Genomic DNA, 18,363 nt, shown 5'->3' with positions numbered 1-18,363 from the left:
TGCCGCCGTTCACGTCTCCGGGTGGTCCTCGGGGGCCAGGAACCGGCCCATCGGGAGGACCTGGCGGCCCCAGGTGCTGGCCATGATCTGGCCGGCGAGGAGGTACGTCGCGCCGAGCGCGGCCAGCAGCCCGCTCCAGCCGGTGATCCGGTTCCAGACCACCGATCCGGTGAACCCGCTGATGGTCATCGCCACGAAGACGACGAGGACGCAGGTGAAGGTGGACAGCAGCACCAGATGGATCCGGAAGCTGCCGATCCACAGGACGAACACCACGAACACCCAGGGGAGCGTGAACAGCCCGCTGACGTCCCCGCGCAGCGCTGGATCGGTGGCCGGCAGCACCCACTGGAGCAGGCAGGCCTTGGCCATCCAGAAGAGGCCGAAGCCGCCGAAGACGGTGGCGTGCCAGGTGTCGCCGCGCTGGGCCTGGAAGAGCCCGGCGAGCAGCTGGGCCAGCCCGCCGATGAAGAAGCCGACCACCGGCAGCACCGAGTGGCCGAGTTTCTCGGGGAAGATGCCCGCGTCGATGCCGGTGGCGATGACGGTGACCACGATGAAGCCGGTGAGGCCCAGCGCGCCCAGCTGGGCCTGCGCGCTGGGCTCCATCCGCTTGACGGAGACGGCCTGTTCGGCCGGCCCCTGCCGGTTGCGGAAGCCGGGAAGGCCCGGGGTGTTCACCGGGCCTCGGTTCCCTCGCCCGCGAACCGGGGCACCGACGGCGAGTCGTCGGGGAGGCCGCTGCCCACGGCGGCTCCCGGCCGGCCCCCGCGGAAGAGCGCGCAGGCGATCGTGATCGCCGAGCCGGCCACCGCCCAGGCGGCCAGCACCAGCATCGGCCCGGTCGCGCCGTTGCCCTTGAAGTACGCGATGGAGCGCGCGGCGTACGTACCGGCGCCCGGCGGCAGGGCCGGGCCGATCGCCTTCCAGAACGGCGGCAGCAGCGGGTACGGATAGGCGCCGCCCGCACTCGGGTTGCCGAACACCACGACCAGCAGGATCGCGAGACCGATGCCGACCACCCCCGCCAGACCCTGGAAGGCGAGGGTGATCGCGCCCACCGCGAAGACGACCAGGGTGCCCAGCCCCCACAGGCCCATGAGCGAACCGGGCAGCGCGTCCAGGACCGGGCCGGCGATGACCGCGCCGAGCAGTCCGGCGGCGATCGCGTACGCGAGCAGCGCACCGAGCCGGATGACGGCGCGGGCGGAGTTCGCGGGCCGGGCGCCGGCGCTGATGGCGAGGATCGCGGCGCACAGGTAGCCGCCCACGCACCAGCCGATGACCAGGTAGAAGGAGCTCAGGCCGCGGCTGTCGCCCCGGTAGGCCGGAGCCACGTCGGTGACCTGGACGGTCCGGCCCTGGGACCGCTCCACCGCGCCGACGATCTCCTCGAGGGCCTGCGAGAGGGAGGCCCCGGCGCCGGAGGCGACCAGCAGCCTGTCGGTCCGCCCGGCCGGGTCGACGATCAGTGCGCCGTCCACGTCCCGGTTCTCGATCAGGCGGATCGCGGCGGCCTCGTCCTCGGCCGTACGGGGGTCGAGCGGCTTGCCGGGCAGGGCCGCGAGCCGCTGTACGGACTGCTCGGCGACCGGTGCGGCCGGGGCGGCCACGGCGATCGGGATCTCGCTGGGCTTCGGGTGGTGGAAGGCACCGATGTACGAGGTGATGAAAGCGAGCTGGAGGGCCAGCACCCCCAGGACCAGCAGCGCTGCCCGGGTGGTCACGGCGTCCTTGATCTCGGCGAGGAAGCCGCCGGACGGACCTGCGTCGGTGCTCTCGGTGGGCTGGGTCATGCCCCCCACGCTCGGCGCACGGGGGACGGGGCGCAGCAGGGGTGGGCCCAATGGGTGATCGAACAAGTGTTTCGCACGGGCATTCGAATTGCTCTAGAGTGGAGAGGGGGAGACAGAAGGAACGGGGGCAACGAGCGAAGCAGGAGGCCGCGGGTGCCAGGTTTTACGCATCTGCACACCGTGTCGGGGTTCTCCATGCGCTACGGAGGCTCCCACCCGGAACGGCTGGCGGAACGTGCCGCCGACCGGGGCATGGACGCCCTCGCCCTGACCGACCGCGACACCCTGGCGGGCGCGGTGCGGTTCGCGAAGGCCTCCGCGAAGGCCGGGATCCGGCCCCTGTTCGGGGTGGACCTCGCCGTGTCTCCGCCGCCGGGGCCGGCCGGGCCGGGGGGACCGGCCGGCTCCGGCGAGGTCTCGTACCGGCGGCGCAACCCCGTCAAGGGCGGCGCCTTCGTCGACGAGTCCGCCGCGCGGGCCGTCTTCCTGGCCCGCGACGGGGCCGCCGGATGGGCCGAGCTGTGCCGGATGACCACCGCCGCGCACGCGGGCGACACCGCCGGGCGGCAGCCGCTGCTGCCCTGGGACGCCCTGCGCGGAGAGGGCGTCCTCGTCCTGCTCGGGCCCGGCTCCGAGGTGGGCCGGGCGCTCGCCGCGGGCCGCCCCGACCGGGCCGCCCGGCTGCTCGCGCCCTGGCGGGAGGTCTTCGGCGGCTCCCTGCGCCTGGAGGCCGTCCATCACGGCCGGACCGGCACTGGCCCCGGTTCGCTCCGGCTGGCCGCCCGCACCGTCGGCTTCGCCGCCGAGCAGGGCGTCCCGGCGGTGCTGACCAATGCCGTCCGCTACGCCGACCCCGGCCAGGGCCCGGTCGCCGACATCCTCGACGCGGCCCGCCGCCTGGTCCCCATCGACCCCCGCGGCCCCCTCGACAGCGGCGAACGCTGGCTCAAGGACCCGGCCGCCATGGCCGAGGCCGCCGACCGGATCGCCCAGGCCGCCGGCCTGCGCCCCGCCGACGCCCGGCGCCTCCTCGCCGAGACCCGGCACACCGCCGAGGCCTGCGCGGTGGACCCCGAGGACGACCTCGGCATGGGATCCGTGCACTTCCCCGAGGCACGCCTCGTCGGCGCCGCCCACCGCAGCGCCCAGCGGGTCCTCGCCTCGCGCGCCTCGGCGGGCATGGTGCTGCGCGGCTACGCGGACGACCCCGCGTACTGGCGGCGGATGCACCAAGAGCTCGACGTCATCGCCTACCACGGCTACGCCTCGTACTTCCTGACGGTCGCCCGAGTGGTCGACGACGTACGGGAGATGGGCATCCGGGTGGCCGCCCGCGGATCCGGTGCCGGCTCCCTCGTCAACCACCTGCTCGGCATCGCGCACGCCGACCCCGTCGCGCAGGGCCTGCTGATGGAGCGCTTCCTGTCCAAGCGCCGGCGCGTCCTGCCCGACATCGACATCGACGTGGAGTCCGCCCGCCGGCTGGAGGTCTACCGGCGGATCATCGGCCGGTTCGGCACCGAGCGCGTCGCCACCGTCTCCATGCCCGAGACCTACCGGGTCCGGTACGCCATCCGCGATGTCGGCGCCGCCCTGTCCATGGACCCGGCCGTCACCGACCGGCTCGCCAAGGCCTTTCCGCACATCCGGGCCCGCGACGCCCGGGCCGCGCTGCGGGAGCTGCCGGAGCTGCGCGACGTACGCGGGGAGTCGTACGGGCGGCTGTGGGAGCTCGTCGAATCGCTCGACGCGCTGCCGCGCGGGACCGCCATGCACCCGTGCGGGGTGCTGCTCTCCGACGCCTCCCTGCTCGCCCGTACGCCGGTGGTGCCCACCAGTGGCGAGGGGTTCCCGATGTCCCAGTTCGACAAGGACGACGTGGAGGAGCTCGGGCTGCTCAAGCTCGACGTGCTCGGCGTGCGGATGCAGTCCGCGATGGCGCACGCGGTCGCCGAGATCCGGCGCGGCACGGGGCGCGAGCTCGACCTGGACGACCCGGCGCAGGTGCCGCCGGGGGACCGGGCCACCTACGAGCTGATCCGCTCGGCCGAGACGCTCGGCTGCTTCCAGATCGAATCCCCGGGCCAGCGCGACCTGGTGGGGCGGCTCCAGCCGTCGACCTTCCATGACCTGGTGGTCGACATCTCGCTGTTCCGGCCGGGGCCGGTGGCCGCGGACATGGTGCGGCCGTTCATCGAGGCCCGGCACGGGCGGACGCCGGTGCGCTTCCCGCACCCCGACCTGGCGGACGCGCTGCGCGACACGTACGGGGTGGTGGTCTTCCACGAGCAGATCATCGAGATCGTGCACGTCATGACGGGCTGCGGGCGGGACGAGGCGGACCGGGTGCGGCGCGGGCTGTCCGATCCGGAGTCGCAGGGGCGGATCAAGGTCTGGTTCGCGGTGAAGGCGGGCGAGCGCGGCTACCCGGCGGAGGTGATCGCCCGTACCTGGGAGATCGTGGAGGCCTTCGGCTCGTACGGCTTCTGCAAGGCGCACGCCGTGGCCTTCGCGGTGCCCACGTACCAGTCGGCGTGGCTGAAGGCGCACCATCCGGCGGCCTTCTACGCGGGGCTGCTGACCCACGATCCGGGGATGTACCCGAAGCGGCTGCTGCTGGCGGACGCGCGCAGGCGGGGCGTGGCGGTGCTGCCGCTGGACGTGAACCGGTCGGCGGCCGCCCATCGGATCGAACTGGTGTCCGAAGTGGGTGATGTGTGGGGACTGCGGCTCGGGCTGTCCGACGTCCACGGCATCAGCGAGGCCGAGGCGGGCCGCATCGAGACCGGGCAGCCGTACGCCTCCCTGCGCGACTTCTGGGACCGGGCGCATCCGGGCCGCCCGGTCGCCGAACGGCTCGCCCAGGTAGGCGCGTTGGACGCCTTCGGCGCCAACCGGCGCGACCTGCTGCTGCACTTGACGGAGCTGCACGGCGCGCAGCGGGCGGCGGGCGCACGCGGCCCCCAACTCCCCCTGGAGGGCGGCCGGTCCACGGCGTCCGTCGGGCTGCCCGACCTGACCGACGCGGAACGGCTCAGCGCCGAGCTGGGCGTCCTCGGCATGGACGCCTCGCGGCACCTGATGGGCGACCACCACGCCTTCCTGGCCGAACTGGGAGTGATCCCGGCGAGCCGGCTGCGCGGCACCGAGCACGGGCAGACCGTGCTCGTCGCGGGAGCCAAGGCGGCCACCCAGACCCCGCCGATCCGGTCCGGGAAGCGGGTCATCTTCACGACGCTGGACGACGGGACGGGCCTGGTCGACCTGGCCTTCTTCGACGACAGCCACGAGCGGTGCGCGCACACCGTCTTCCACTCCTTCCTGCTGCTGGTGCGCGGCGTCGTGCAGCGGCGGGGCCCGCAGAGCCTGAGCGTGGTCGGGGCGGCGGCGTGGAACCTGGCGGAACTGGTGGAACTGCGGGCGACGGGCGGCCTGGAGGCGGTCGCGACCCGGCTGGCCTCCGGCGACGCGTCCGGCGGGGAGCCGGCCGCGAAGGGGCCCGGGCGCACGATCCGCATGTCCACGGGGTACGAGATGAACCCGTGGGCCGACCTCCAGCCCCCGGGCGCCGGCCCCGCCACCGGACGCAAGCTGTGGCACTCCAGCCCGGGGAGCGCGGGATGAGCGCGGGTACGGGGGCGGGTACGGGTACGGGTGCGGGCTCGGACTCCGGTGCGGTCGTGGTGTGTCTGCGGATGGGTTCCGCCGACGGCGGGCCGCTCGGGGGTGCGGAGTACGCCGGGGTGCTGGCACTGCTCGGCGGCATCACACCGGCCGTGCAGGCCCTGCCGCCCGACGGGGCCCTCGCCGATGTCGGTGCCGCGCTGCGCTACTTCGGCTGCGACGCCGGCCGGCTGGCCGCCGTGATCCGGGTGCGGGCCCTCGCCCTGTACGGCGTGGACTGCACCGCCGGCGTGGCCGGCAACCCCATGCTGGCCCGGGCCGCGGCCCGCGAGGCCCGGCCCGGGGGGACCCTGGTGATCCCCGGCGATCCCGCCGCCGTCCGTGCGTTCCTGGCCGGCAAACCCGTCACCGCCCTGGACGGGGTCGGCCCCAAGGCCGCCCGCACCCTGTGCTCCTACGGCCTCGACTCCGTCGGCCGGGTTGCCGCCGCCCCGCCCGCCGCCCTGCGGCGCATCCTCGGCGCCCGGCTCGGCCGCGAGGTGCGCGAGCGCGCCCTCGGCATCGACCGGACCCCCGTCCGGCCCGGCGCGGCCGCCCACGCCATCGCCGCCGAGCGGGCCTTCGACCGGGACGAGCTGGATCCCGTACGGCACCGGCGGGCGCTGCTCTCGCTGGCCGACGAACTCGGCACGAAGCTCCGTACGGTTCGTACACAAGAGGAGGAGGGCCGGGGCCGGGTCTGCCGCACCCTCTCGCTCACCGTCCGCTGCGCCGACCGCACGACGCTCACCCGGACCCGCACCCTGCCCGAACCCACCGCGCACTGCGCCACCCTGACCGCCACGGCCTACGCCCTCTACGAGGGCCTCGGCCTGCAACGGGCCCGCGTCCGCGCGCTGTCCCTGCGCGCCGAGGGACTGACCCCGGCCGCACGCGCCGCGCGGCAGCTCAGCCTGGACCCCGAGGACGAGAAGGCCCGCCGCCTGGAGGCCGTCACGGACCGCGTCCGCGCCCGGTTCGGGCCGCAGGCCATCGCCCGGGGCACGCTCGCCGCCTGAGCGCGGGTCGAACATCGCAAGACACGCGAGTTTTTACCGACGCGTAACTTCCCTGTCTTGCTACTCACCCGTAATTTAGCGGCAGCAGCGCCCCCATGTGATCCGGATCACGGGACGAATCCCCACGCTCCATCCCCTTGAGTCGACCGCAAGGAGATCACACGATGCTGCCCTGGCGACGCCTGCTCCGTCCGCTGGCCGTCCTCGCCCTCACCGCCGCCGCACTCGTCGCCCCCACCGGCGCCGCACAGGCCGCGTCCGCCCCCAGCAGCGGCTGGAACAACTGGTCCTGCAAGCCGTCCGCCGCCCATCCGCGCCCCGTCGTCCTCGTCCACGGAACCTTCGGCAACTCCGTGGACAACTGGCTGGGCCTCGCGCCGTACCTCGTGCACCGCGGCTACTGCGTCTACTCGCTCGACTACGGGCAACTGCCCGGCGTGCCCTTCTTCCACGGGCTCGGACCCATCGACAAGTCCGCCGAACAGCTCGACGTCTTCGTCGACAAGGTGCTCGCCGCCACCGGCTCCGCCAAGACCGACATCATCGGGCACTCGCAGGGCGGCATGATGCCGCGCTACTACCTGAAGTTCCTCGGCGGCGCCCAGAAGGTCAACGCGCTGGTCGGGCTCGCCCCCGACAACCACGGCACCACCCTGCTCGGCTTCACCAAGCTCCTCCCGTACTTCCCCGGAGCCGAGGACCTGATCAGCACCGCGACCCCGGGCCTCGCCGACCAGATCGCCGGATCCGCCTTCCTGCAGAAGCTGAACGCGGGCGGGGACACCGTGCCCGGGGTGAAGTACACGGTGATCGCCACCAAGTACGACGAGGTGGTCACGCCGTACCGGAGCGGCTTCCTGGACGGGGCGAACGTCAGGAACGTCGTCCTGCAGGACCTGTGCGTCCTGGACCTCTCCGAGCACGTCGCCATCGGGCTCACCGACCGGATCGCCTGGCACGAGGCCCTGAACGCCCTCGACCCGGCCAACGCCGAACGGACCACGTGCGCATCGGTCTTCGACTGACGCACACGCGGCCCGCGACCGCTCCTCCGACCGTAGGGGGGCCGTATGAGGACCGGATGAGCTAGCGGCCGTGCCGGCCGGTCGTCGCACGACGGCGGGCCAGCCCGAACAGCACGGCCGCACCGACGGCCAGCACACCGGCGCCACCGATCGCGATCGCGGGGGTGGCGCTGCTGCCGCCCGTCTCCGCGAGGTTGCCGCCCTGCCCGGCCGCGGCCGGGGCCGAGGACACCGGGGCCGCGGCCGCGTTCCCGTTCGTCTTCGGGTCGTTGTCGCCGTGGCCGTTGTGCTCCACGCTGGACTTGCCGGATCCGTCGGAGATCTGCTGCTCCGTCGGGGCCGAGGGGGCGTCGGACGGCGCCTCGGAGGGCTTGGCGTCGCCGGGCTTGGCACTCGGCTTGGTGCTGGGCTTGCCGCTCGGCTTGGGGGCCGAACCGCCGCTGTCCTTACCGAAGACCACGTCCGAGCAGGTGTAGAAGGCCTCCGGGCTGTCCGAGCGCTGCCAGATGCCGTAGATCAGGTGGCGGCCGGACTTGCCGGGTACGGTCCCGGAGAACACGTAGTCGCCGTTCTGCATCCCCGGGTCCGTGACCTTCGCGAACGGGGCGGGCTCCAGGTCCGACCACGCCAGCGGCTTCGCCGGGTCGTAGCCGTCCTTCGTCACGTACAGCTCGAAGGAACCCTTGTGCGGGGCGGTTCCCTTGTACCGGAAGGTGTGCGCGCCCGCCGTCATCGGGCTCGCGGGCCAGTCGGCGCGCGCCAGGTCCAGGCCCTGGTACTTGTCGTTGCCGGCCGAGCAGAGCTGGCCGTTCGGGATGAGCGCGCGGTGGTTGCCGGCCGCGTTGGCGATGTTCACCGCGTTCCAGTCGTAGAACGCCTGCGCCCCGCTCGCCGCGACCGCCGCCTTGCACGCCGCGGACCGCGGGGACTCCGGACCCTCCGCGTAGCACGTCGCCACCCGGCTGACCGGGTCCGTCATCGAGCCGTGGGCGGCCGCGGGAGCGGCGGCGTACGCGGCCACCGCGAGCGGCGCGAGGGCCGCGGAGGCGATACGGGTCAGCGTCACGGTACGGCGGCGTGCGGACATGGTGGATCTCCTTCGGGCACAAGGCAGGGGTGCGCCAGCGGAACCGGAATCGAGCTCTGCGGCGCCGCCCCCCGGCGGCGCCACACAGGGCCCTTCCTGTCCTGACCACGCCAAGCTAGCCCCCCGGACCACGGGTTTCGCCCGGATCCGGCCCCACGAGGTGATCCTTAGGATCCGCTTAAGGAAGCGCTAAGCGGGGCCTACAGAAACCCCCGTCCGGAGTCCTCGGGACCGGAGTTCTCAGGAGAGGGGTGCTCAGGAGAGGGGTCCTCAGGAGAGGGGTCCTCAGGAGAGGAGGGCCGGGAGGCCCGCCGGGGTCCTGGCCTGGTCGTCCAGGGCGTCGAGGGCGCGTATCGCCTGCGCGGCGGCCTCCGGGTCGCTCGTGGTGAGGCCGCTCTCGGCGAACTCGTCCTCGTCCAGCCGCAGTACGGAGGACCCGTCCGCCGACACCCACAGGTCGAGGTCCAGGTCCTCGACGAGGATCTCCCCGCTGCGCACCAGGGCCGGGCGGGTGACGTCGCAGTACCAGCCCTTCAGGACGCCGTCGCCGCTCCACACCTCCTTGACCGCGTACCAGCGGGTCCGCCAGAAGTGCTCGACGAACACGTCGCCCGGCTCGAAGCGCACGAAGCCGAAGTCGCGCACGCCCTCGGCCGCCCAGGGGGCCCGCACCGAGATGCGGTCTCCGTCGTCGGCGACCCGCGCCGCCGGATAGCGGATCTTGGTCCGGCCGGCCTTGGTCAGGACGACGGTCAGCTGCTCGGTCACGCTGTCTCCAGTTTCCTCGTGTAGCGCGTCTCGCTCGCGCAGATCTCGTACCCGAACCACTCGTTGACGGCGAGCATCGGAGCGTTGCCCGCGTCGTTGCCGGTGAACGCCTCGGTGTACCCGGCCGCGCGGGCCCGGTGCAGGGAAGCCGTCTTGGCGAGCTTGGCCAGGCCGCGGCCGCGGAAGGCCCGGCGGGTGCCGGTCATCGCCGTGGCGTAGCGGGTGCCGCCGTCGGTACGGGCGGCCGTGAAGGCCGCGACCGCGCCGTCGACGAGGACGACGGCGGTCAGCTCCTTGTCGAGGTCCGGGCTGTTCCAGGTGTGGGCGAGCCACTCCTCGTAGTCGTCGAACTCGGCCGCCACGTCCCCCGGTTCGTCGGCGGTCGTCTCCGCGTCGGCCTCGAAGAGCGGACGCGGATCGGCGGCGAAGGCCGTGGCGGGGCGCAGCTCGACCCCCGCCGGGAGGGTCTCCGGGAGCGGGGGCAGGGTGCCCGCCGCCAGGTCCAGGCGCAGGAAGTGCGCGGACCGGCTGGGGCGGTAGCCGCGCCGTTCGGCGAAGGCCCGGTGGGCGGGACCGTCGAGGACCCAGGCGTACGCGTCCACCGCGCCGTGGGCGGCGAGGTGCTCCTCGGCCGTGCGGAGCAGCAGGCTGCCGGCGCCGAGGCCGCGGTGCGCGGGGTCGACGTACGCGTTGACGTACGACTGGCCCGGCTCGGGGCTGTCGTGGACGATGCCGGCCTGGGCGGTGCCGATGACGAGGCCCTCGGCCGTGTGGGCGACCAGGAGGCGGAAGCGGGCGTCGGGGTGGGACGAGCCGGCCTCGAAGGCGACGCCCTCGGGGGTGGCGATCAGGAACGGCAGGGCCGCGCGGCGCACCCGTACGACGGACTCCGCGTCCGAGCGGTCGTTCGGGCGGAGGTCGCGGATGAGAACGGTCATGTGGCCGACGCTACGGGCGGACGCGCGCCCGGCGCCTCCCAATTATCCGGTGACGCGCGGCGATGGGGGACAATCGGGCCCGTGACCTCGACGAACCTGAAGATCACCATCAACGCGGCGGCGGGCTCTGCCGCGCCGTACGAACAGCTCCGCGCGCAGATCGCCGACCGGGCCCGGTCCGGCAGGCTGCCGGCCGGCTTCAAGCTGCCGACGGTGCGGGGGCTGGCCGAGGAGCTGGGGCTCGCGGCCAACACCGTGGCGAAGGCGTACCGGGCGCTGGAGGCGGACGGGGTGATCGAGACGCGCGGCCGGAACGGGACGTTCGTCGCCGCGGGGGAGGGGGAGTCGCGCGAGGCGGTGGCCGCGGCGCAGGCGTTCGCGGACCGGGTGCGGAGGCTGGGGCTGACCGAGGCGGAGGCGGTGGCGGCCGCCACCGAAGCCCTACGGGCCCGCTACGCCGCCACCGACTAGGGGTGTCTAACGGATGCCCGTGGGGTAGGAGTGGCGTCCGGTGCGGCGAGAGTGCGTGCCGGGCGTCGCGACGCCGCGGGCATCCGTCAGACACCCCCTAGGCCGGGCCGCCGTCTACAGGTAGAGGCCCGCCTCCGAGGTGTGCGGCTGCGGCGGCAGGACCGCCGCCGGCCCCGTGCCCCGCCGGAGGGCGAAGAGTTCGGCCAGGCTCGCCCCCTCGCGGGACACGCCCTCGTCGGTGCCCAGCCAGTCCACCGCCTCGCGATGGGTCAGCCGGCCCACCTCGATGCGGGCCAGGCAGCGCCCCGGCCGGACCACCGCCGGGTGGAGCCGCTCGAGGTCCTCGTTCGTCGTCACGCCGACCAGGACGTTGCGGCCCTGCCCCAGCAGACCGTCCGTCAGGTTCAGCAGCCGGGAGAGGGCCTGGCCCGCCGTGTGCCGGGCCTCGCCGCGGATCAGCTCGTCGCAGTCCTCCAGGAGCAGCAGTCGCCAGCGGCCCTTCGCCGTGCCCTCCTCCTCGCCGATCGCGATGTCCATCAGATAGCCCACGTCGTTGAACAGCCGCTCCGGGTCCAGCACGCAGTCCACCTGGCACCAGTCCCGCCAGGACCGGGCCAGCGTGCGCAGCGCCGAGGTCTTGCCCGTGCCCGGCGGGCCGTGCAGCAGGAGCAGCCGGCCCGCGATGTCGTCCGGGGTCACCTTCATCAGCCGGTCCATCGCCGAGGCCACCGGCGCCGTGTAGTTGGGCCGGACCTCCGCCCAGGTCCCGGCCGCGATCTGGCGGGTCGTCCGGTACGGGCCGCGCCGCGGGGAGACGTACCAGAACCCCATCGTGACGTTCTCCGGCTGCGGTTCGGGGTCGTCCTGGGCCCCTTCCGTGGCCCGGCCGAGCACCCCGGCGGCGAGTTCGTCGCTGATGGCCGTCACCGTGACGTCCGCTCCCCGGCTCCAGCGCGAGACGAGCATGGTCCAGCCCTCGCCCTCGGCGAGCGTGGCGCTGCGGTCGCTGTCGCGCGCCGAGCGCAACACGGTGGCCTCGGGCGGCAGCAGGCCGGCGTCCGGCCTGACCCGGTCGATCGACACGCTGTGCGAGAACGGCTGCTCGCCGGACGCGAACCGGCCGAGGAACAGCGCATCGACGACGTCCGAGGGCGAATCGCTGTCGTCGACATTGAGCCGGATCGGCAGCGCGTCATGCGGGTTGGCTGGCATGGCGCCCATGATCCGGCACACAGTGCCCTCGTGCACCCGTGTTTCGCCGGATCGAGTGGCCGGGTTCCCTCTTCAAACACCCCGGTGGTGAAGATTCGGAAGGCAACTCTGCGCCGAAAATTCTTGGCATGAACACTTCCAGCCAACCCCGGCTCCTTGTACCACGGACTCAGGAGTAACCCCCACAAGGAGCCGCACACATGAGCATGAAGATGCCACGTTTCGCCGCGCTCGCCTCCACCCTGTTACTGGCCGCCGGCGCCGCCCTGTTCGGTGCGGGCCAAGCGGCGGCCGCCGCCCAGGCCGACTTCGGCTACGTCGCCCTCGGCGACTCGTACTCCTCCGGCGTCGGCGCCGGCAACTACGACAGCGGGAGCGGGGCCTGCAAGCGCACCCCCCGCGCCTATCCGGCCCTGTGGGCCGCGTCCCACGCCCCGCAGACCTTCTCCTTCGTCGCATGCTCGGGCGCCCGCACCAACGACGTCCTCGCCAACCAGCTCACCCCGCTGAACTCCGGCACCGACCTGGTCAGCATCACCATCGGGGGCAACGACGCCGGATTCTCCGACGTCATGACGACCTGTGTGCTCCAGTCCGAGTCCACCTGCGTCAGCCGCGTCAACGAGGCCAAGGCGTACGTGAACTCCACCCTCCCCGGCCGCCTCGACCAGGTCTACAACGCGATCGACAGCCGCTCCCCGAACGCCCGGGTCGTCGTCCTCGGCTATCCCCGCTTCTACAAGCTGAACGGCACCTGCACCACCGGCCTGACCGAGGGCGAGCGCGCCGCCATCAACGGCGCGGCCGACCACCTCAACGCCGCCATCGCCAAGCGCGCCGCCGACCATGGGTTCGCCTTCGCCTCGGTCGCCGGAGCCTTCACGGGCCACGAGATCTGCTCCGGCAGCGCGTGGCTGCACAGCGTCAACTGGCTCAACATCGGAGAGTCGTACCACCCCACCGCCGCCGGCCAGTCCAGCGGCTACCTGCCCGTCTTCACCAACGCCGCCTGACGGGCCGCGGTTCCGCCGGCCGGCGCGCCGGTGGACGGTTCCGCCGTCGGCTCGGCCTGCGGGCTCGGTGACGCACTCGCGCCAGGGGAGGGGGCCCCGCTCGTCGGGGTCTCCTCCTCGCACGTCACGGACGTGGCGACCCACTGCGTGGCCACCTCGGCCGGCCCCCGCACCTCCAGCCGGACCGCGTCCTCGTACCCCGCGCCCGGCGCGTGCGTCAGCTCGGCGTGGTCCAGCCGTCTGCTCCTCGGCCCGCCCTCCTCGTACGTGAGGGGCCGCCAGTCCGGGCCGGAGGTCTTCCCGCTGCGCGTGGCCCAGCGGTACTCCAGAGTGACCGGAAGCCGCTCCACCTCCACCGTCGCGGTGAACGCGGGCGCGCGCTCCGCGGGCGGCGGGCAGCTGCCGCGGTACGAGGCGCGCACGGTGTCCACGTACACCGAGACGTGCTGCGCCGGGCCGGCGGAAGCCGAAGCCGGGGCGGAGGAAGTGGCCGAGGGAGCCGCCGAGGCGGACGGGGACGCGGAGACCGGGGTGGTGGCGGCGTGGGCGGTGGTCGCCGAGCCCGTCGGGCCGGCTCCGCCGCTGCCGCCCTCCTCGTCCCCGAGGTCCTTCAGCAGCAGCCACCCCAGCAGGGCCAGCGCCACCAGCATCACCAGGATCCCGACGGTGAGCACCGTCCCGGCCCGGCCCTCGCGCGGCGGCTGCCCGGGCCCGGGCGTGGCCGGAGGCGGGATGTGCGCCCCGTACGGCTGCCCGTTCGACGGTCCGGGCGATGCCCCGTACGGGGCGGTCCGCGGCTCCTGCCGGTGGTGCTGCGCGACGGCCGTCGGCGAGTCCGGGCCCGACACCGGCCCGCCGGAGGCCCGTACGGCCCCGCCCGCGCCCACCACCCGCAGCATCCGGGCCGCCTCCGCCGCGGGCAGCCGCTCGGCCGGGTCCTTCCGCAGCAGCCCCTCCAGTACGGGCGTCAGCGCCCCGGCCCGGCGCGGCGGCGGCAACTCCGCGTCCACCACGGCCCGCAGCGTGTCCACCGGGGTCCCCTGCCGGAACGGGGTGGTCCCCTCGACGGCCGCGTACAGCATGATCCCGAGCGACCACAGATCGGACTCGGCTCCCGGGTCCCGTCCCAACGCCCGCTCGGGAGCGAGGAATTCGGGGGAGCCGACCACCTCGCCCGTCATCGTGATCGCCGACGAGCCCTCCAGGCTGGCGATCCCGAAATCGCTCAGTACCACCCGGCCGTCGTTGGCGATCAGCACGTTCCCGGGTTTCACGTCCCGGTGCAGCACCCCCGCCTCGTGCGCCGAGCGCAGCGCCGCCAGCACCTGCTCCCCGAGGTGCGCGGCGTGCTGCGGGGACATCGGCCCCTCGGCCTCCAGTACGTCGGCCAGCGAGAGCCCGCGCACCAGCTCCATCACGATCCAGGGCCGGCCGTCCTCGGAGGCCACGTCGTAGACCGTGACGACCCCGCGGTGCGAGACCCGGGCCGCGGCCCAGGCCTCCCGCTCCAGCCGCCGGTACAGCCGCTGGAGTTCGGCGGGCTCCAGCCCGGCGGGCGCCCGTACCTCCTTGACCGCGACCTCGCGGGCCAGCACCTCGTCCCGGGCCCGCCACACGATGCCCATCCCGCCGCGGCCGAGGGGATCCAGCAGGCGGTACCGGCCCGCGATGACACGATCGGGGTTCGATTCCCCGTCCACATCGGCCACATTACGACTCACACGAGCCCCCATGGGTCACCAGTCGATCACTCCAAGTTAGCGCAGAGTGCCCGAAGTGACCCCTGTCGTGACGTGACGCGCATCGGCGTCCTCCGAAATCGGCGCGCCTGTGCGGAGAGTGACCGTCGGCTCCGCTGAGTAATCGTCAACTCCCCGTACCGATAGGGGTAATTCACACCACCGGGATACCCGGGGGCGACGCGGGGACGATAGGGTTAACCTGCCCGGGCCGGGTGCCCTCGTACGGGTGGGGAGAGAACATGGAACAGATAGCAATGCGCAGCAGGCCGCCTCGCGTGCCTGCCATCACCTGCGGCAGCAGCGCGACCAGCTCGCGCCTCGACCGCCATCTCGCCGTGCTGGGCGGACCTGCCGTCCCGCACCGGGAGACCGCCGAGGCGACGCTGCTGATGCGCGAGCTCACCTCCCGCGACCACACGCACCGCCTGCGGAGCCGGAGCGCGCGCGTCTCGCTCTTCGCGCCGCTGCGCCGTCTGCGTCGCACGCTCTTCGGCAGCCGCCGCTCGTAACGGTCCCCGTACCGCGGCCTTCCCTTCGGCTCGGCTCCGGCTCACCCGGCCCTACGCCACGACACCCTCCCGGCGCAGTTCCGAGATCTGCGCGCCCGTCATCCCCAGGGCGCGCAGCAGGGTCTCGGTGTGTTCACCCAGCGCGGGCACCGCACCCATGTGCGGTGCCGCGCCGCCCGGCAGTCCGATCGGCGGGAGCAGGGCCCGCAGCGGACCGGCCGGTGACCCCACCTCCCGCCAGCGGTCGCGGGCGGCCAGCTGCGGATGGCCCGCCAGCTGGGCCACCGAGTTCAGCCGCGCGCACGCGATGCCCGCCGCCTCCAGCCGCCCGATCGCCTCGTCCGCGCCCAGCCGGCCCAGGGCCTGCGCCACCACGGCGTCGGTCTTCTCCCGGTTGTCCGTGCGCGCCGCGTTCGTCGCGAACCCCGGATCGTCCGCCAGCTCCGGCCGTTCCAGCACCTGTTGCGCGAGGCGCCGCCACTCCCGGTCGTTCTGCACCGACAGCAGCACCCGGTCCCCGTCGGCCGTCGCGTAGGCGTCGTACGGAGCGATCACCGCGTGCGCGAGACCGGTCCGTACGGGCTGCTCGCCGCCGTGCATGGTGTGGTGCAGCGGGTGCCCCATCCACTCGGCCAGCGCGTCCAGCATGGACACTTCCACCCGGCCCCCGCGCCCGGTGACACCGCGGCGCAGCAGGGCCGCGAGCACCCCCGAGAAGGCGTACATGGCCGCGGCGATGTCGGCTGCCGGGATGCCCGCCTTGACGGGCCGCTCCGGGGTGCCGGTCACCGAGACCAGGCCCGCCTCGCACTGCACGAGCATGTCGTAGGCGCGCTTGTGGGCGTACGGTCCCCCGGCGCCGTAGCCGGAGACGTCCACGGCGACCAGGCGCGGGTACCGCGCGCACAGGGCGGCCGAGTCGAGCCCGAGGCGGGCCGCCGCGCCCTGTGCGAGGTTCTGTACGAAGACGTCGGCGCCGGCCAGCAGCCCGTGCAGGACCTCCCGGCCGCGCGGGTCCTTCAGGTCGAGCGCGAGCGACTCCTTGCCGCGGTTGGCCCACACGAAGTGCGAGGCGAGCCCGTGCGCGGTGGTGTCGTAGGCGCGCGCGAAGTCGCCGCCGTCGGGGCGCTCGACCTTGATCACCCGGGCGCCGAGGTCGGCGAGCTGGCGGGTGGCGAAGGGGGCCGAGACGGCCTGTTCGACGGCGACGACGGTGATGCCGGCGAGGGGGAGGGGCTCGGGCTCGGGTGTGGGCGCGGCGCTTTCGGTGTCCATGGCACCGATCCCTATCCCGTCCGGCCCCGTCCTGTCACCCCCCTGCGCCGCGGCGGTCAGCCGGCGAGCCCGCGCGCGAACCGGCGCGTGGCCAGCGGGACGAAGAGCGCGAGCAGGGCGAGCGACCAGACGACGGCCCCGGCGACCGGGTGGGCGGCGGGCCAGGCGGCGCCCGCCGCGGCCTCGGCCCCGGAGTTCCCGCACAGCTCGCGGACGGCGGTGGCCACCGCGCTGATCGGGTTCCACTCGGCGACCGTACGCAGCCACCCGGGGAGCCCGGCGGTCGGCAGGTACGCGCTGGACAGCATCGGCAGGACGAAGGTGGCGCCGCCGAGCTGGCCGGCCGCCTCCTCGTTCCTGCTCAGCAGGCCGAGGTACGTCCCGACCCACGCGGTGGCGAAGCGGAACAGCAGCAGCAGACCGAAGGCCCCCAGCGCGCCCGGCACCCCGTTCTCGACGCGCCAGCCCATCGCCAGCCCCACCAGCATCAGCGGCACCATCGAGACCGCGGTGGTGAGCAGATCCGCGGCGGTCTGCCCGAGCGGGACGGCGCTCCGGCTCATCGGCAGCGTCCGGAACCGGTCCATCACCCCGCGGTGGGCGTCCTGCGCGGCGGTGAACAGCCCGGTCATCAGCCCGTTCGCGGCGGTCGCGGCGAGCAGTCCGGGAACCAGGAACTCCCGGTACTCGGCGCCCGGCATCGCGAGCGCGCTGCCGAAGACGTAGCCGAAGAACAGCAGCATGGTGACCGGCATGGTCTGGGTCAGGATCAGCAGCGCGGGGGCGTGCCGGGCCTTCTGGAGCTGGCGGGTGAGGACGGCTCCGCCGTCGGACAGCAGGGTGCTCATGCCGCGTTCTCCTCGAGGCTCGGGTTCTGCTTCAGGGCCGCCGGGCTCCGGGTGAGGCGCAGGAACACCTCGTCGAGGGTGGGCGGGCGCAGGGTCGCGTCGGTCACCGGGACGCCGCGGGTGTCGAGCTCGCGGATGATCCGGGGCAGGGTCAGACCCGGGTCGAGCACGGTGGCGCCGACCGTCAGCAGCTCCTCGTCGAGCGCCGGCCGGCCGCCGGTGAGCTGGTCCAGTACGACGGCCGCGCCCGCGAGCGCCTCGCGCGCGGGGACGGTGACCTCGGCGTACGCGCCGATCCGGGCCTTGAGGCCGGCGGGGGTGCCGTGCGCGACGGCCCTGCCCCGGTCGACGACCACGATGTCGTCGGCGAGCCGGTCGGCCTCCTCCAGGTACTGGGTGGTCAGCAGCACGGTGGTGCCCTCGTCGGCGAGCGTCCGTACCGCGGTCCAGATGTGCTCCCGGGCGGCCGGATCGAGGCCGGTCGTCGGCTCGTCGAGGAAGAGCACGCGGGGGCCGGTGATCAGCCCCGCGGCGAGGTCCAGCCGCCGCTTCATGCCGCCCGACCAGGTACCCGCGACCCGGTCCGCCGCCTCGTCGAGGCCGAAGCGCTCCAGCAGTCCGTCGGCGCGGTCCCGGGCGGCGGAGCCGCGCAGTCCGGCGAGGCGGGCGAAGAGCCGCAGGTTCTCCCGGCCCGTCAGGTCCCCGTCGACGGAGGCGTACTGGCCGGTGACCCCGATGGCGCGGCGGACGGCCGCGGGCTCGCGGGCGACGTCGTGTCCGGCCACGAGGGCGCGGCCGCCGGTGGGCGCGGTGAGGGTGGTGAGGATCCGGACGGCCGTGGTCTTGCCCGCGCCGTTGGGGCCGAGGAGACCGCAGACCGTGCCCGCGGGTACGGCGAGGTCCAGCCCGCGCAGGGCGGGGACCTGCCCGTAGTTCTTCTCCAGACCTTCACTAAGTACAGCGTACGTAGTCGTCATATGCGACACCGTACCTCACT

Annotated in this window: 16 protein-coding genes; 6 read left to right on the top strand and 10 right to left on the bottom strand. The window is 74.0% G+C overall.

The window, feature by feature from the left end; genetic code table 11:
• Nucleotides 1–9: 9 nt before the first annotated feature.
• Both ACTVZO_RS10040 and ACTVZO_RS10035 read right to left on the bottom strand, forming a co-directional pair.
• Nucleotides 10–681, bottom strand: coding sequence for an acetate uptake transporter (locus tag ACTVZO_RS10040; protein WP_443298046.1), 672 nt, complete (start codon nucleotides 679–681; stop codon nucleotides 10–12).
• On the bottom strand, nucleotides 678–1,796 hold the full coding sequence (locus ACTVZO_RS10035) for a DUF3533 domain-containing protein (RefSeq protein WP_443298045.1): 1,119 nt from the start codon (nucleotides 1,794–1,796) through the stop codon (nucleotides 678–680). Before ACTVZO_RS10035 ends, ACTVZO_RS10040 begins: the two co-directional genes overlap by 4 nt.
• 153 nt (nucleotides 1,797–1,949) lie before the next feature.
• Between ACTVZO_RS10035 and ACTVZO_RS10030 the strand changes: the two genes are divergently transcribed.
• The 3 genes from ACTVZO_RS10030 (at nucleotide 1,950) to ACTVZO_RS10020 (ending at nucleotide 7,503) form a co-directional block, all read left to right on the top strand.
• The gene (locus tag ACTVZO_RS10030) at nucleotides 1,950–5,420 is read left to right on the top strand and encodes a DNA polymerase III subunit alpha (protein WP_443298044.1); all 3,471 of its coding nucleotides are present in this window, start codon (nucleotides 1,950–1,952) and stop codon (nucleotides 5,418–5,420) included.
• A complete protein-coding gene (locus ACTVZO_RS10025) occupies nucleotides 5,417–6,478 on the top strand; it encodes a DinB/UmuC family translesion DNA polymerase (protein WP_443298043.1) in 1,062 nt (353 codons plus the stop codon). The genes ACTVZO_RS10030 and ACTVZO_RS10025 overlap by 4 nt, the downstream gene beginning before the upstream one ends.
• A 164-nt stretch (nucleotides 6,479–6,642) precedes the next feature.
• The gene (locus ACTVZO_RS10020; protein ID WP_443298042.1) at nucleotides 6,643–7,503 is read left to right on the top strand and encodes an esterase/lipase family protein; all 861 of its coding nucleotides are present in this window, start codon (nucleotides 6,643–6,645) and stop codon (nucleotides 7,501–7,503) included.
• Nucleotides 7,504–7,564: 61 nt separating this feature from the next.
• Here ACTVZO_RS10020 and ACTVZO_RS10015 read toward each other — a convergent pair whose 3' ends face one another.
• From ACTVZO_RS10015 to ACTVZO_RS10005, 3 genes are all read right to left on the bottom strand, one after another.
• Entirely contained in the window at nucleotides 7,565–8,590 is a 1,026-nt protein-coding gene (locus ACTVZO_RS10015) for a lytic polysaccharide monooxygenase (protein WP_443298041.1), read from the bottom strand.
• 285 nt (nucleotides 8,591–8,875) lie between these two features.
• Nucleotides 8,876–9,358, bottom strand: a complete 483-nt coding sequence (locus ACTVZO_RS10010) for a DUF402 domain-containing protein (RefSeq protein ID WP_443298040.1) — start codon at nucleotides 9,356–9,358, stop codon at nucleotides 8,876–8,878.
• Complete coding sequence (locus ACTVZO_RS10005) at nucleotides 9,355–10,296, bottom strand: GNAT family N-acetyltransferase (RefSeq protein ID WP_443298039.1); 942 nt, start codon at nucleotides 10,294–10,296, stop codon at nucleotides 9,355–9,357. The genes ACTVZO_RS10010 and ACTVZO_RS10005 overlap by 4 nt, the downstream gene beginning before the upstream one ends.
• Before the next feature lie 81 nt (nucleotides 10,297–10,377).
• Here ACTVZO_RS10005 and ACTVZO_RS10000 point away from each other — a divergent pair, with 81 nt between their 5' ends.
• On the top strand, nucleotides 10,378–10,767 hold the full coding sequence (locus ACTVZO_RS10000) for a GntR family transcriptional regulator (RefSeq protein WP_443298038.1): 390 nt from the start codon (nucleotides 10,378–10,380) through the stop codon (nucleotides 10,765–10,767).
• Between the two features lie 114 nt (nucleotides 10,768–10,881).
• Here the strand turns inward: ACTVZO_RS10000 and ACTVZO_RS09995 are convergent, their stop codons facing one another.
• The gene (locus tag ACTVZO_RS09995) at nucleotides 10,882–12,015 is read right to left on the bottom strand and encodes a DUF5925 domain-containing protein (RefSeq protein WP_443298037.1); all 1,134 of its coding nucleotides are present in this window, start codon (nucleotides 12,013–12,015) and stop codon (nucleotides 10,882–10,884) included.
• 170 nt (nucleotides 12,016–12,185) lie between these two features.
• Here ACTVZO_RS09995 and ACTVZO_RS09990 point away from each other — a divergent pair, with 170 nt between their 5' ends.
• Nucleotides 12,186–12,992, top strand: a complete 807-nt coding sequence (locus ACTVZO_RS09990) for an SGNH/GDSL hydrolase family protein (RefSeq protein WP_443303103.1) — start codon at nucleotides 12,186–12,188, stop codon at nucleotides 12,990–12,992.
• On the opposite strand, the gene ACTVZO_RS09985 is transcribed toward ACTVZO_RS09990, so the two are convergent.
• Nucleotides 12,962–14,725 (bottom strand): protein kinase domain-containing protein, encoded by a 1,764-nt coding sequence (locus ACTVZO_RS09985; protein ID WP_443298036.1) that lies wholly within the window; start codon nucleotides 14,723–14,725, stop codon nucleotides 12,962–12,964. The two genes, ACTVZO_RS09990 and ACTVZO_RS09985, sit on opposite strands and share 31 nt — an antisense overlap.
• 248 nt (nucleotides 14,726–14,973) lie before the next feature.
• Here ACTVZO_RS09985 and ACTVZO_RS09980 point away from each other — a divergent pair, with 248 nt between their 5' ends.
• The gene (locus ACTVZO_RS09980; RefSeq protein WP_076046471.1) at nucleotides 14,974–15,243 is read left to right on the top strand and encodes a hypothetical protein; all 270 of its coding nucleotides are present in this window, start codon (nucleotides 14,974–14,976) and stop codon (nucleotides 15,241–15,243) included.
• Nucleotides 15,244–15,294: 51 nt separating this feature from the next.
• On the opposite strand, the gene ACTVZO_RS09975 is transcribed toward ACTVZO_RS09980, so the two are convergent.
• Genes ACTVZO_RS09975 through ACTVZO_RS09965 form a run of 3 tightly spaced genes read right to left on the bottom strand, consistent with a single transcriptional unit; the run spans nucleotide 15,295 to nucleotide 18,343 of the window.
• Nucleotides 15,295–16,518, bottom strand: a complete 1,224-nt coding sequence (locus ACTVZO_RS09975; RefSeq protein WP_443298035.1) for a CaiB/BaiF CoA transferase family protein — start codon at nucleotides 16,516–16,518, stop codon at nucleotides 15,295–15,297.
• Between the two features lie 56 nt (nucleotides 16,519–16,574).
• Nucleotides 16,575–17,366, bottom strand: a complete 792-nt coding sequence (locus tag ACTVZO_RS09970; RefSeq protein ID WP_443298034.1) for an ABC transporter permease — start codon at nucleotides 17,364–17,366, stop codon at nucleotides 16,575–16,577.
• Nucleotides 17,363–18,343, bottom strand: coding sequence for an ATP-binding cassette domain-containing protein (locus ACTVZO_RS09965; RefSeq protein WP_443298033.1), 981 nt, complete (start codon nucleotides 18,341–18,343; stop codon nucleotides 17,363–17,365). Before ACTVZO_RS09965 ends, ACTVZO_RS09970 begins: the two co-directional genes overlap by 4 nt.
• Nucleotides 18,344–18,363 lie beyond the last annotated feature (20 nt).

This window comes from Streptomyces sp. IBSNAI002, assembly GCF_052244475.1.
GTDB lineage: Bacteria > Actinomycetota > Actinomycetes > Streptomycetales > Streptomycetaceae > Streptomyces.
The sequence above is the reverse complement of the archived record's forward strand: the minus strand, read 5'-3'. Positions and strand labels throughout refer to the sequence as shown.

Coding starts and splice junctions, on each gene's coding strand:
- ACTVZO_RS10035 (WP_443298045.1), bottom strand. CDS start 1,796: ATGACCCAGCCCACCGAGAGCACCGACGCAGGTCCGTCCGGCGGCTTC.
- ACTVZO_RS10025 (WP_443298043.1), top strand. CDS start 5,417: ATGAGCGCGGGTACGGGGGCGGGTACGGGTACGGGTGCGGGCTCGGAC.
- ACTVZO_RS09975 (WP_443298035.1), bottom strand. CDS start 16,518: ATGGACACCGAAAGCGCCGCGCCCACACCCGAGCCCGAGCCCCTCCCC.
- ACTVZO_RS09980 (WP_076046471.1), top strand. CDS start 14,974: ATGGAACAGATAGCAATGCGCAGCAGGCCGCCTCGCGTGCCTGCCATC.
- ACTVZO_RS10020 (WP_443298042.1), top strand. CDS start 6,643: ATGCTGCCCTGGCGACGCCTGCTCCGTCCGCTGGCCGTCCTCGCCCTC.
- ACTVZO_RS09990 (WP_443303103.1), top strand. CDS start 12,186: ATGAAGATGCCACGTTTCGCCGCGCTCGCCTCCACCCTGTTACTGGCC.
- ACTVZO_RS09965 (WP_443298033.1), bottom strand. CDS start 18,343: ATGACGACTACGTACGCTGTACTTAGTGAAGGTCTGGAGAAGAACTAC.
- ACTVZO_RS09985 (WP_443298036.1), bottom strand. CDS start 14,725: ATGGGGGCTCGTGTGAGTCGTAATGTGGCCGATGTGGACGGGGAATCG.
- ACTVZO_RS09970 (WP_443298034.1), bottom strand. CDS start 17,366: ATGAGCACCCTGCTGTCCGACGGCGGAGCCGTCCTCACCCGCCAGCTC.
- ACTVZO_RS10005 (WP_443298039.1), bottom strand. CDS start 10,296: ATGACCGTTCTCATCCGCGACCTCCGCCCGAACGACCGCTCGGACGCG.
- ACTVZO_RS10015 (WP_443298041.1), bottom strand. CDS start 8,590: ATGTCCGCACGCCGCCGTACCGTGACGCTGACCCGTATCGCCTCCGCG.